Here is a 12255-nt window from a genome sequence, read left to right as displayed (position 1 = left end):
GTCGTAGTCGTGGGTGTCGAAGTAGCAGCCTTCGGCCGAGTACTCGCCGCGCGGATAGCGCTGTGCCCGAGGAAAGAGAAAATCATCGATCGTCGCGCGGATGACGTCCCGGCCTTGTGTGCGCAAGACTTCGGCCAGCTCGTCGGCGAGGGTGGTCTTGCCGGCGGCGGGGGGTCCGTCGATGGCAACCCGCGTCGGGTGTGCGACTGTGACGGATCCGACTGCCTCAGCCAGGCGGCCGAGCATCTCGTCGCGGGTGCCTTGGTCCATGTCCTCCCCGGTCCTAAGTCTCGCAAAGGGCCTCCCGGTAGTAATCAGCGAAAAACCAACGGCAACTCTGGTCAGAGCTGGTCCCGCAGGATGGCGGGGCCGCTCCTTCCGACGACCAGTTGACCAGCGTGACCGTTGATTCCGGGCTGACGACTGCGCCTGGGCCGAGACGGCGCACTGGTACCGCGTGCTCCGCTGAGCGGCGCTGCGGCCCGTGTTACCAGGCCGACCAGAGGACCGAGCGTCGGCGGGGGGGGGGGGGGGGGGGTGACCGTCAGCGCGAGGCCAGCACCACCGTCCACACCCCGTCGTCGGCCGCGTCGAGGTCGGGCCGCCGTACCAGACCCGCCGCCTGCGCCGTCCGGATGGACGGAAGGTTGTCGGCGGTGGTGCGGGCCAGCACGGGCAGGTCCGGCGTGTGCGCGGCGGCCCACTCGACGGCGTGTCGTGCCGCCTCGGTGGCGTAACCGTGTCCCCAGTGTGGCGGGGCGAAGCGGTAGTACAGATTCAGCATGGGACGACCGAGCCATTGGCCGCGACGGACACCGGCGAAGCCGACCACCTCACCGCTCGTCGTCGACTGCACCGCCCAGTAACCGAACCCGTGCGCGCGCCAGTGGTCGAGCCATTCGTCGAGCAGCTCCCTGCTGGCCTCGACGTCGGCGTGTGGGCCGTCCGGGTTGAACTGGTTGGTCCGGGGATCGCCGTGGATCCGGAACACGTCCGCCAGGTCCACGGCCGTGGGCGCGCGCAGCAGCAACCGCCCGCTGGTGGTGTGGTGGGCCTCGGAGATCGGTGCGGTTCCGGCGTCGTCCACCTGTCGCTCCCTCCTGCCGGGCACGTGCGGCGATCCCGCGTCGCCGCCGCGCCCGCCCCCCGCTGACAGGCAGAACTATGCCACGCCGCACCGACAGCCCGGCACGCTCGGCGGGGCCGTCCGATACTCGCCGGTGTCCTATCGTCGACGCCATGCGCCTGGCCGCCGTGCACCTCTATCCCGTGAAGTCCCTCGCCGGCGTCGACGCCGACCGGGCGACGGTGGAACCATGGGGGCTGCGCCACGACCGGCGCTGGCTGGTCCTCAACCCGGACGGGAGCTACCTCACCGCGCGCACCGAGCACCGCATGCTCGGCGTCACGGCCGTGCCGACGCCCGGTGCAATCACCCTCACCGGGCTGGACGGCTCCACCCTCACCGTCGCCCAGCCGACGGACGGGCAGCCGGCCACCACGACCGTCTCCCGGCTGGACACCGTGCGGCTCGCGGACGACGACGCGCACGACTGGTTGTCCGACCAGTTCCAGCGCCCACTACGGCTGGCCTGGCTCGACGAGCCGCGCCGCCGGCCGGTGTCAGCCGCCCACGGCGGCCGGCCCGACGACCCGTTGAACCTCTCCGACGCCGGCCCGCTGCTGGCGACCACGCTGCCGTCGCTGCGCCGGCTCGACGACTGGATCGCCGAGGGCGCTGCCGAGCGCGGCGAGCCGACGCCGACGTCCCTGCCGATGGCCCGGTTCCGGCCCAACGTGGTCGTCGACGGGCCGATCGCGCCCTTCGCCGAGGACGGCTGGCGGACCCTGCGCATCGGCGAGGTCGACTTCCGCTTCGCCGAACGCTGTGACCGCTGCCAACTGACCCTGATCGACCCGGGCACCTTGACCACCGGCAAGGAACCGATCCGCACCCTCGCCCGGCACCGTAAGGAGGACGGCCGCACGTGGTTCGGCGTCCGGTTGATCCCACTGACCGAAGGTGAGATCCACGTCGGCGATGAGGTGACCGCCGGCTGACGGCCGGGCCGCACCCGGGCGTCAGCCGGTAAGGCCGCGGCGACGCGCGCGGCAGGCTTAGCGATGCTCCTATGGGTCAAGTCCGCGTTTCTCGCTGCCGATATTTTCTGCTGCCGAAGGTGCGGCATGGTCGTACGCTCGGGCACCCGATCGCAGGAGGCAGGGATGGGATTGTCAGGCCGGGACTGCCCTGACTGCGGTCGTAGTGTCCGCGAGCCGTTCGAGAAAACGATCACCGGCCGGGAGGTCTGCCCGGACTGCGCGAATGCCCTGCTCATGGGCTCTGCCGCAGGCGCGATTACCGGCGATGTCGGTTCCGGGTACGGGGTCTGGGCGATGCTCATGCGCAAGATTCGACGCTCCGGTTGAGCGCACGAGGGTCTGCCCGTCGGCGATGAGGGCGGTGAAGATCTCTCGGGCCAGGTAGCGCTTGATGCAGCGGATGATCTCGCGTTTGGTCTTGCCCTCGGTGGTGCGCCGGGCGGCGTATGCGCGGGTGCGTTCGTCGTAGCTGAGGCGGCCGAGCGCCAGGACGTAGAGGGCACGGTTGGCGTCGCGGTTACCGCCGCGGTTGAGGCGGTGCCGGTTGGTCTTGCCGGAGGAGGCCGGGATTGGCGCGACGCCGCACAGGTGCGCGAACGCGGACTCGCTGCGCAGCCGCTCGGGATTGTCGCCAGCTGCGGCCAGCAACGCTCCGGCGGTATCGACACCGACACCTTTGATGGCCATCAGGTGCGGTGCCGCCTGGCGGGCGAGCTGCTCGATCTCGGCGTCGAACGCGTTGATCTCTGACGTGACCTGTTGGTACCGGGTGGCCAGGGACTTGAGTGCCAGCTTGCTGGCCGTCTCGATCGCGGTGATCTGGCCGGGACGGCAGCGCGCCGCGGCGTCGACGAGCTGCGGAAGCGACATGGCGCGCAGTCGGTCTCGCAGGGCCTGCGGAGCGGTGACCAGCACGGCGCGCAGCTGTTTGGCCGCCTGGGTGCGGGCCTTCATCGCCGATCGGCGTACCAGCCGCAGCGTACGGATCATCTCCACGGCACCGTCGGCGGTCTTCGGCGTGCCCAGCGCAGTGCCGGCCAGCACCGAGCGAGCGGCTGTTTCGGCGTCGATGGCGTCGGTCTTGCCCCGCCGTCGGCGGGTCTGCCGGTTCGGCCGGACGACTTCCACCACCGATATGCCCTGGTCGAGCAGGTGCCGGGTCAGCCCGGCGCCGTAGCTGCCGGTTCCCTCGATGCCGACGTGGTCGACGACGCCCAGCTCATGCGCCCAGGCCGTCAGGCGAGCGTGACCGGCCGCGGTGCTGGGCACGCTGGTCGTGCCGAGCAGGCGTCCGTACTAGTGGGCGCGCACGCTCGTACTGATCGGCGGTGACCATGCCACGACTGGCGCGGCGGTTCTGACCGACCTCGGCCCCGCCGGCCCTGGGCACCCACCGGCGGCGCTGGCGCCCCGTGGAGACAGTTGTCCGACGGCCACGACGACCTCGGCCTGATCGGGCAGGATTCGCCACAGGGTTGAGGGAACGGTGGACCACACCGTCGCCCAGGACGGTGTCTCACCGTCGTGGCGACCAACAGCGCCTGCAGACGGCGGATGTCCGCGAGGTTCAGCCGTGGGGCGTTCGTACATCGGTCACGAGCGGGGCGGTGTCAGGCGCGGGCCGCGATACGGCAGGGTGGCGCTGTAGACCACGTTGGTAGTGGTGCTGCCAAACCCGGCGAGATCGTTGACTACCTGTTCGAGGTGCGCCATCGACGTCGCGGCCACCTTCAGCACGTAACAGTCGTCTCCCGTGGTGCGCAGGCACTCCAGAATCTCCGACCGTCGCTCCAGTAGCTGGTGCAGCGGCTCGTGCCGGCTGCCGGGGTACTTCAGCCGGACCACCGCGAGCACGGCGAAGCCCGCCTTGGGCAGGTCGACCTCGGCGCGGTAGCCGCTGATCACACCGGCCGCCTCCAGCCGCCTCACCCGTTCGCTGGTGGCCGACGCGCTCAGCTTGACCCGGCGACCGAGCTCGGTGATCGGCAATCGGCCGTCCCCCTGCAGCTCGGTCAGGATCGACCAATCGACGGCATCAAGATTCTCGGCCATCGGGCCAACTTACCGACGATCTCGGGGCAGAAGCCAGTAAAGGCAGGGATCATGATGTTCCCAGGCGGGATCCACGCTGACTAGGCTCGATCCCGTGCAGATTGGCGTGAACGTACCGAACTTCGCCCCGGGTACCGACCCGGAGGTGCTGCGACGGTGGGCGCAGACGGTCGAGGGCCTCGGCTTCGACCTGCTGATGGTCTCCGACCACATCGCGGTGACCCCCGACGTGGCCGAACAGTATCCGGCGCCGTTCTACGAGCCGTTCACCACGCTGTCGTGGCTGGCCGGGGTGACCCGCCGGGTCCGGCTGGGCACCACGGTACTCATCGTCCCGTACCGGCACCCGCTGCTCACCGCCCGGATGGCGGCGAACCTCAATCGGCTCAGCGGCGGCCGACTGGTCCTCGGCGTCGGCGTCGGCTGGGCCCGGCAGGAGTTCGAGGCGCTCGGCATCCCATTCCGGCGGCGCGGCGCGCTGACCGACGAATACCTGGACACCATGCGGGACGCGTGGCGGAACACCGCCGACTACGACACCCCGCCGATCCTGATCTGGGTCGGCGGCAACAGTGATGCCGGCATCCGTCGCGCCGTACGGCTCGGTGACGCCTGGCACCCGCTGCGGGTCACGCCCGGATGGCTGGCGGACGCAGCCGGGCGGCTGAAGGCCACCGCCGACGAACTGGGCCGTCCGGTGCCCGCGTTGACGCCGCGCATCGCGCTCCGGGAGACCCGCGAACCGTTCACCGCTCCCGATCGGCTCGCCGGTGTCGGCACCATCGACCAGATCCTCGCCGACCTCGACCAGATCCGTCTGCTCGGCGCGGAGACGGTGGTGCTCGACCCGTTCAACGGCGACCTGACCGAGATCCGCCAGCCCGAACGTGCCTGGCGGACACTTGCGGCCGTGGCCGCGTACCACAACTCCCAGGAGGACCGATGACCCCCGATGACGAAAAATTCCTCCGCCACGCCGTGGCACTGGCCAGCCAGGCCGGGGCGGCCGGCGAACGGCCGTTCGGCTCGTTGCTCGTCGGTGCGGACGGCACCGTCCTGATCGAGGACCACAACACCGTGGTCTCCGACTCGGACATCACCGCCCACCCGGAACTGAAGCTGGCCCGCTGGGCCGCCCGGGAACTCGACCCCGACGAGGCCGCCGGCACCACCATGTTCACCAGTTGCCAGCCCTGTCCGATGTGCACGACCGCGATCAACCGGTCCGGCCTCGGCCGGGTGGTGTACGCCCTGTCCAGCGAGCAGTTCGAGGCGGTCAAGCCGGCCACCCCGCCGCTGCCCCCGGTACGGTACGAGGGGCCGGCGCTGTTCGACGAGGCGCGCCAGCCGATCGACAACTATTACTAGAGTGCATCCCGACAATGATCGTGGCCCGTTGGGCCGTTGCGGCGTGGTAGTCGGGTGGCCGTTCATCATCGTGCCGAGAAGGTACGGATCCCCAAGGTCCGAGTGATCCGCGCCGGCGGGCTCCGTTGCGTTGAGCGTTGGCAAGATCGAGGCAGGCTTGAGCAGTGACGTCGTCGACCCGGCCTGGCCCGTGGCTGCCTCCGAAGTCGGCGTTCGCCGGGTTCCGGTTCCCGCCGGAGGTGATCGTGGTCGCGGTCCGCTGGTACCTGCGGTACAACCTGTCCTATCGCGACGTTGAGGAGCTGCTGGTCGAACGCGGCGTGGAGGTTGATCACGTCACCGTCTACCGGTGGGTGCACCGGCTCACCCCACTGCTGGCCGACGCCGCCCGCTTCTGCCGGCACTCACAAGGCGACAGGTGGTTCGTTGATGAGACGTACGTCAAGGTCAACGGGGTTTGGCGGTACGTGTACCGGGCGGTCGACCAGTACGGGCAGGTCATCGACGCGCTCGTCTCGGCCCGCCGCGACGCCGCCGCGGCCCGGCGATTCTTCCGCCGGGCGCTGTCGACGTTGAAGGTGACACCCGCAGAGGTCGTCACCGACGCCGCCGCGATCTACCCCGCCGTGCTCGACCAGCTGATCCCGTCCGCGTGGCACCACATCGAGCAGTACGCCAACAACCCGATCGAGGCTGATCACAGCCAGCTCAAACACCGGTTGAAACCGATGCGCGGGCTACGAACGGACAAGACAGCATAGGTAATCATCGCCGGCCACGCCTTCATGCAGAACCTCCGACGCGGACACTACGAACTCGCCGTCGACACCCCGCCCGCTCTGCGGGTCGCCGCTGCGTTCACCGAACTCGCCCACGCGATCTGACCGCGGACCCCGGCACGGGTTCAACACGTCCGCCGATCCGATAGGGCAACGGCGCCATCAGCGCGAGGGCTGGGAGGCCGGCGACTATCCGCAGGTCGGCAACACGCTACGGCGGCAATCCTGTTCGCTGCGGAGCTGGATCGGTTCTCGGACGATCTTGCCGATGTCGCCCGACGGTTCAACCGGGCGATGGTACGGCCGCCCCCGGATCCGAGTACCTCGAAGCGGTCGGCGTCATATCTGATCATCTTCTGGAGAAAATGCCGTGGTGCAGGCCGCGATAGGTGTCCCTTGGGCCGTCCGGTGCCTGGCCTGTCCGGCTTCGGCGCTTACCACGGCTTCTGCACAGGTCAAGGCCAAAGGTGGACCGCACGATGCACCATGCGAACCGCCCCATGCAGATCGCTGGTGGCCCAATGGCCGGGGTGTTTGACCAGCGCAAGACACAGATGAGCGCTGGCGGCAGGTGCCTGACCCGGCGCGGCTCGGGGGCATCTCGGCTTGCCTGGCGTAGCGCATCGACGTAGCGTGGCCGGTTGCCGATGGCGGGCATCGGCGCGCGTCGGCAAGGATCGGGTATACGCGGCGTAAACGGTTCAGTCGCAGCGTCGTGACGGCCCTGTTCGGCCTACTCATCGCCGTGCCGGCCACGGTCCTCACCGTGGCGTCGCCGGCATTCGCCGAGGGCGAGGGATGCTGTCAGGTGAGCATCGACAACCTGCCCGCACAGTTCCCCGGCGGAGACGACCCCACGCCCTTCACCGTGCACCTGGTCAACCAATCCCAGGAGATCCTCCGCTACGTCGACGTGTCGTTCCTGCTACAGGCGGATGGCCTCGTCGGTGACCTGGTGGACTTACAGCGTCAGCGCATGCCCGGCGGACCGCACGACGTGGGGACGTTCACCCAGCGCGGTGTGCACAGCGGTGCCGTCACGGCAACCGAGCAGATCGACTTCGGGGTGCTCGCGGTGCCGCCCGGCGGCGGACTGAACATCACCTACCAGCTGTCGTTCAGCAAGAAGTTGCCGAGAACCGCACTGACGCTTTCGATGCAGGTGCAGTCCAGGCGGGACCGCAGGGGCGTCAGCTCGGCTGGCCCGTACCAGTCCTCGATCGTGGCGGCGGGACAGCCGACCCAGACTCAGCCGGCTTCGACGCCGGCTTCGTCACCGACGGTCAGCGATTCCCTGGCACCGACCGACGGCACAGCTCCGATCGACCAGTCACCGCTTGCCGGTGCCGGCTCGTCAGGCGGCAGCGGCTCGCTCATCTGGCTGGCGTACACGATCGGCGCGCTGCTGTTGCTCGGCGGGATCGGCGTGATCGGCAAGCTGGTGTGGCGGCGCGGACCTCAGCGTGTCGAGACCGATTGGGACGAACCGCAGCAGTACGGCGAGCCGGCATACCCGCACGCGCCCACCCAGGTCGCCGGCTACGAGGTGCCGAGGCAGGCCGGTAGCCCCGGCGTGTACCGCACGCCCGGCCTTCACACGGCGCCGACCGCCCAGTACCCGATCGCGCAGGACCCCTACGCCGATCCGGATCAAGCCTGGGTCGACCCGGCCGCCGGTCGGTGAGTCTGGCCGCCGTGGACTCTGATGCCCCTGTTTGGGTGTCGACGCCGAGGACAATCTCCTCATCGCGCGGGTGACTCTGGCTGCTCTCATCTGGATCCGGCATGCTGGGCATCGGTGGTTCGTCCTCCTGATCGGCTCGAACTCGCCCAAGCGATCTGACCGTGGACCCGACACAGGTTCAACGCGTCCACCGATCCGGCAATGCAACGGCGCCCTTCCCCGTCTAAGCGTCGGCATCTGTCCCACTGCCTGACACGCCGATCCCACCGCAGTGCCATGACCAGCACATCGTGCTCGGTGACCTCTTCGGCGGGCTCGAAGAGGTCACCGGAGCACCTAGACTTGTGTGAGCTTCAAAGTCTTGGCGATCGTCTCCCCAGTTGGCGTGGGCCCGGTTCGGGTGCGGTCCTGCCGCGACCAGCCGGTACCCGTATGGTGGTCGGCCGCCGAGATGACGGCCTTGCTCGATCACCTGGACGCGCATGGCGGCGTTGGCGCGGAACCGCGAGCGTTGGACCTCTCATTCGGAGTGCACAGCGAGCAGGGCCAGTAGCGACAGGTGAAGGCCGTTGTCGGCGTCGACCGGGCCGTTGAGCTCGGGCAGCCACAGCTGCACTCCGTAGAGTTTGAACAGCGGTGCGAGGTCGCGGAACTGGTTGCCGTAGAAGGCTCGTTCGAACTCTCCCACCACCACCGCGTCGAACCCGCGATCGGGGTCGGCGAGGGCTGTCAGCAGTCGTGCGGCTTGCGGGCGGCGCGGCCAGGGCAGCTGCCGGGAATGGCCCACGTCGAAGAACTCGGCCACGATGACGCCCCGGCCGTCGATCACGTCCTCGGCGAAGTCGCGCTGCCACCGCGCCGACGACAGCCGGTCCTGGAATTCCCGGGCCGACATCCGGCCGTAGAACGCGAACCGGATGCCCAGGGGATGCGGTGATGCCAAGCGCCGCTTCCGTGGGCGGCCTCGCCGGTTCGGCTGCCGTATCCACCAGCCGAGCAGGTCGGGGTCGTCGAGTTCCGCCGCGTCCTGCACCAGGACCTCCCACACCGAGGCTTGCAGTTATTCATCTCGATATAGGTGGGCAACGATGCAAGGGTTGGCTGGACTCGGCCGCGCACATGCCCTGTTGGCTCGACTGGTAGGGCAACCGCCGGTCGAGCGGGGTGCGTTCTGTCGATCTCGTGGTGGTTGAAGATTTTTCTGACCACCCGTGACGCCTGCCCGGTCACGGCCGATCTTGGATTCGTCCAGGGACGGACGCGGTCTTCGCCGACCTCTCGGGGGAAGGCAGCCGATCGACACCGACATCCGGCCTCGCGCGCGTAGCCCAGGAATTTGTGCCTACGCGTTGTCACCGCACGCTGAGCGGAGGCCTTGACGAGATCTTGACAGTACGCCGCATCGGTCGTTGAGACGCCGGCTGGAGCATGAATGGCGTAAGGCACGGAAGCGACGTAGGGAGACGGCGATGATGGGCTACGGCTGGGGCATGGGAATGGGCGGTTGGATCTTCATGGCCCTGTTCTGGATCGTGCTTCTCGGGCTGATCGTCTGGGGCGTCGGCGCTCTGCTGCCCCGGACTCCATCCGTGCAGGGTGGCCGGCCGGAGCGGCCGGAGGAGATCCTCGACCGCCGGTTCGCCCTCGGCGAGATCGACATTGAGCAGTATCGGCGGGCACGCGAGAACCTGGCGGCCGCCCGGACGGGCCGGAGGTGAGGACGATGACGCGCCAGCGGATGGCGGTGGCCGCAGCAATCGTCGCGGGAGTGACGGCGGTCATCGGCGGGGCAGCTTGGGCCGCAGCCGGTCCATCGCCCTCGACGTCGGACATGAAGGGCGCCGGCTACCGCTCCGGCATGATGAGCGGCGCAGGCATGACCGGCGGCGCAGGCATGATGCGGGGTCCCTATGGCCTGCCCGGTGACGGGCAGCGGGTGGAGTCGCTGGACGAGGCCCGGCAACGCGCCGCCGCGTTCGCCGACCGGCTCGGCCTGCGCGTCGGTGAGACGATGCAGTTCACCAACGGCTACTACGCCGAATTGACCACCACCACCGGGCGTGGGGCCACCGAGGTGCTCATCGATCCCGCCGACGGTGCCGTCAGCATCGAGTACGGTCCGGCCATGATGTGGAACATCCGCAACGGCATGCACGCTGGCGCGACGGCCGCAACGGCGCGGGTGTCGGCGGCCGAGGCCGCCACCATCGTCCAAGGGTGGCTCGACCGGCAGGGGACGGGACTGGCTGCCGGAGACGCGGACGAGTTCCCCGGGTACTACACCCTGCACACCCTGCGGGACGGAAAGCCGGTCGGGATGCTGTCGGTGAACGCGTACACCGGCGCGGTGTGGGACCACACCTGGCACGGGACGTTCGTCACCATGAGCGAGGAATAGGCACCATGCGGGTTGACGGGGTGGAACCGGGTGCCGGGGGCGCCCGGTTCCGTGCGCTGGTGGTCGACGACGAGCCACCGTTGGTGCAGGTCGTCTCCGGCTACCTGAGCCGGGAGGGTTTCGACGTGGTCACCGCCGGGGACGGCAACGCCGCCGTGGCGGCGGCGCGCGACACCGAGCCGGACGTAATCGTGCTGGACCTGATGCTGCCCGGCATCGACGGCGTCGAGGTGTGCCGGCGCGTCCGGGCGTTCAGCGACGCGTACATCATCATGCTCACCGCCAAGAGCGACGAGGTCGACAAGCTGGTGGGGCTGTCGGTCGGTGCCGACGACTACCTGACGAAGCCGTTCTCACCGCGGGAGCTGGTTGCCCGGGTGCGCGCCATGCTGCGCCGCCCGCGTACGCCTTCGGCCATACCGGAGACCCAGGTCCGCCTATTCGGCGACCTGGAGATCGATGTGGCCGCGCGGGAGGTCCGCGTGGGCGGCCAGGATGTTGAGCTGACACGCACCGAGTTCGACCTGCTCGACGTGCTCAGCGCGCAGCCCCGGGTGGCGTTCAGCCGGCGGCAGCTCCTGGACCACGTCTGGGGCGGCGACTGGTACGGCGACGAGCACGTCATCGACGTGCACGTCGGCAACCTGCGCCGCAAGCTGGACGACGACGCCACCCACCCGCGCTACATCCGCACCGTGCGTGGCGTGGGTTACCGGATGGGCCCCGGCTGATGCGGCCCGGACTCCGAACCGACCGACTCTCGACCCGGTTGTTCATCGCGCAGTCGCTGATCGTCGCCGCCGGGGCGGTCACCCTGGTGCTGGTGGCGTTCGCCGTCGCGCCTGGGCTGTTCCGCAGTCACCTGCACCACATGATGGGCATGTCCGCCGGCTTGACCCATGATCTCGAGTCCGCCCTGCTCACCACGTTGCTCGTCTCGCTCGGCGTCGCGGTTGGCGCCGCCCTGGTGACGTCGCTGGCGGTGAGCTGGTTCATCACCCGGCGACTGGCCGGTCCACTCGCCGAACTCTCCGGAGTCGCGACCCGCGTCGCCGACGGTGACTACACCGCGCGGATGCCACCGAGCCGGCTGGGATCGGAGCTCGCCGCGGTGGATGACGCGTTCAACCGGATGGCCGCCACCCTGCAGAACACCGAACGGCGTCGACTGGAGCTGCTGGCCGACCTGGCGCATGAGCTACGTACCCCGATCGCCACCGTCGACAGCTTCCTGGAGGGGATCGAGGACGGTGTCATCCCCGCCGGCCCGGACACCTGGCGGACGCTTCGCGATCAGACCAGGCGGCTGGACCGCCTGGCCGATGACATCGACGGACTCTCCCGGGCGGAGGAACGCCGGGCCGACATGCACAGCGAGCCGCTGGACGTGGACGTCGTGGTCGATGAGGCGGTGCGTGCCGCCGCCACCGGCTACGCGGACAAGGGCGTCGTCCTCGAACACCGGGGCGATCCTGCGTCGGGGCGGGTGCTCGCCGACCCTGACCGGCTGCGCGAGATCCTGGACAACTTGCTCGGCAACGCGCTACGCCACACCCCGACCGGCGGAAGTGTCACGGTCACCACCAGCTCCAGCGCCAGAGAGGTGAGCGTCGCGGTCGCCGACACCGGCGAGGGCATCGCGGCCGAGCATCTGCCCCACGTGTTCGACCGGTTCTACCGGGCCGACCCGGCCCGCAGCCGGGCCACCGGGGGCAGCGGCATCGGGCTGACCATCGCCCGCGCCCTGGCCCAGGCCCACGGCGGCCGGCTCTCGGCCGCCAGCGCCGGCATCGGAGCTGGTGCCACCTTCACCCTGACCCTGCCCGCGATGCCGGTCCGCTGAGGCGTCCCGGACGCGGGCGGATGCCTTG

General features: G+C 69.5%; 13 protein-coding genes and 1 pseudogene. 9 read left to right on the top strand and 5 right to left on the bottom strand.

Annotated elements, in window-relative coordinates:
* Both V6U81_RS20840 and V6U81_RS20835 read right to left on the bottom strand, forming a co-directional pair.
* Positions 1-270 (bottom strand): nucleoside/nucleotide kinase family protein (locus V6U81_RS20840; RefSeq protein WP_477463542.1); only part of this gene is annotated, 270 nt, incomplete at its 3' end.
* A gap of 274 nt (positions 271-544) precedes the next feature.
* Positions 545-1087, bottom strand: coding sequence for a GNAT family N-acetyltransferase (locus V6U81_RS20835; RefSeq protein ID WP_334491535.1), 543 nt, complete (start codon positions 1085-1087; stop codon positions 545-547).
* A gap of 152 nt (positions 1088-1239) precedes the next feature.
* On the opposite strand from V6U81_RS20835, the gene V6U81_RS20830 reads away from it, so the two are divergent.
* Positions 1240-2061 carry an MOSC domain-containing protein gene (locus V6U81_RS20830; RefSeq protein WP_334491534.1) on the top strand — a complete coding sequence of 274 codons (822 nt, stop codon included), beginning with the start codon at positions 1240-1242 and terminating at the stop codon, positions 2059-2061.
* A 174-nt stretch (positions 2062-2235) separates the two neighbouring features.
* On the opposite strand, the gene V6U81_RS20825 is transcribed toward V6U81_RS20830, so the two are convergent.
* Together V6U81_RS20825 and V6U81_RS20820 are read right to left on the bottom strand one after the other, a co-directional pair.
* Complete coding sequence (locus tag V6U81_RS20825; RefSeq protein WP_334491538.1) at positions 2236-3390, bottom strand: IS110 family RNA-guided transposase; 1155 nt, start codon at positions 3388-3390, stop codon at positions 2236-2238.
* 306 nt (positions 3391-3696) lie between these two features.
* Positions 3697-4155: an Lrp/AsnC family transcriptional regulator gene (locus V6U81_RS20820; RefSeq protein ID WP_334491533.1), complete on the bottom strand. Its 459-nt coding sequence runs from the start codon at positions 4153-4155 to the stop codon at positions 3697-3699.
* 94 nt (positions 4156-4249) lie between these two features.
* On the opposite strand from V6U81_RS20820, the gene V6U81_RS20815 reads away from it, so the two are divergent.
* The 4 genes and pseudogenes from V6U81_RS20815 (at position 4250) to V6U81_RS20800 (ending at position 7986) form a co-directional block, all read left to right on the top strand.
* Complete coding sequence (locus V6U81_RS20815; RefSeq protein WP_334491532.1) at positions 4250-5101, top strand: LLM class flavin-dependent oxidoreductase; 852 nt, start codon at positions 4250-4252, stop codon at positions 5099-5101.
* Positions 5098-5523: a nucleoside deaminase gene (locus V6U81_RS20810; RefSeq protein ID WP_334491531.1), complete on the top strand. Its 426-nt coding sequence runs from the start codon at positions 5098-5100 to the stop codon at positions 5521-5523. The genes V6U81_RS20815 and V6U81_RS20810 overlap by 4 nt, the downstream gene beginning before the upstream one ends.
* Before the next feature lie 194 nt (positions 5524-5717).
* A pseudogene (locus tag V6U81_RS20805) lies at positions 5718-6407 on the top strand (IS6 family transposase).
* A 610-nt stretch (positions 6408-7017) separates the two neighbouring features.
* Positions 7018-7986 carry a hypothetical protein gene (locus tag V6U81_RS20800; protein ID WP_334491530.1) on the top strand — a complete coding sequence of 323 codons (969 nt, stop codon included), beginning with the start codon at positions 7018-7020 and terminating at the stop codon, positions 7984-7986.
* Positions 7987-8506: 520 nt separating this feature from the next.
* On the opposite strand, the gene V6U81_RS20795 is transcribed toward V6U81_RS20800, so the two are convergent.
* A complete protein-coding gene (locus V6U81_RS20795; protein WP_334491529.1) occupies positions 8507-9019 on the bottom strand; it encodes a hypothetical protein in 513 nt (170 codons plus the stop codon).
* A gap of 436 nt (positions 9020-9455) precedes the next feature.
* Between V6U81_RS20795 and V6U81_RS20790 the strand changes: the two genes are divergently transcribed.
* The 4 genes from V6U81_RS20790 to V6U81_RS20775 are packed head-to-tail and all read left to right on the top strand — an operon-like array spanning position 9456 to position 12227.
* Positions 9456-9704, top strand: coding sequence for an SHOCT domain-containing protein (locus V6U81_RS20790; protein WP_334491528.1), 249 nt, complete (start codon positions 9456-9458; stop codon positions 9702-9704).
* Positions 9705-9709: 5 nt separating this feature from the next.
* A complete protein-coding gene (locus V6U81_RS20785; RefSeq protein ID WP_334491527.1) occupies positions 9710-10384 on the top strand; it encodes a hypothetical protein in 675 nt (224 codons plus the stop codon).
* Between the two features lie 5 nt (positions 10385-10389).
* Complete coding sequence (locus tag V6U81_RS20780; RefSeq protein ID WP_334491526.1) at positions 10390-11115, top strand: response regulator; 726 nt, start codon at positions 10390-10392, stop codon at positions 11113-11115.
* A 38-nt stretch (positions 11116-11153) separates the two neighbouring features.
* Positions 11154-12227 (top strand): sensor histidine kinase, encoded by a 1074-nt coding sequence (locus tag V6U81_RS20775; RefSeq protein ID WP_334491525.1) that lies wholly within the window; start codon positions 11154-11156, stop codon positions 12225-12227.
* The last annotated feature ends 28 nt before the right edge of the window (positions 12228-12255 follow it).

Origin of the sequence: Micromonospora lacuserhaii, assembly GCF_036902735.1 — a bacterium.
GTDB lineage: Bacteria > Actinomycetota > Actinomycetes > Mycobacteriales > Micromonosporaceae > Micromonospora.
This window is presented reverse-complemented; position numbering and strand designations above follow the sequence as displayed.

Excerpts from the sequence above, each read along its gene's own strand:
- V6U81_RS20820 (WP_334491533.1), bottom strand. The coding sequence starts at position 4,155 with ATGGCCGAGAATCTTGATGCCGTCGATTGGTCGATCCTGACCGAGCTG.
- V6U81_RS20810 (WP_334491531.1), top strand. The coding sequence starts at position 5,098 with ATGACCCCCGATGACGAAAAATTCCTCCGCCACGCCGTGGCACTGGCC.
- V6U81_RS20780 (WP_334491526.1), top strand. The coding sequence starts at position 10,390 with ATGCGGGTTGACGGGGTGGAACCGGGTGCCGGGGGCGCCCGGTTCCGT.
- V6U81_RS20830 (WP_334491534.1), top strand. The coding sequence starts at position 1,240 with ATGCGCCTGGCCGCCGTGCACCTCTATCCCGTGAAGTCCCTCGCCGGC.
- V6U81_RS20785 (WP_334491527.1), top strand. The coding sequence starts at position 9,710 with ATGACGCGCCAGCGGATGGCGGTGGCCGCAGCAATCGTCGCGGGAGTG.
- V6U81_RS20790 (WP_334491528.1), top strand. The coding sequence starts at position 9,456 with ATGATGGGCTACGGCTGGGGCATGGGAATGGGCGGTTGGATCTTCATG.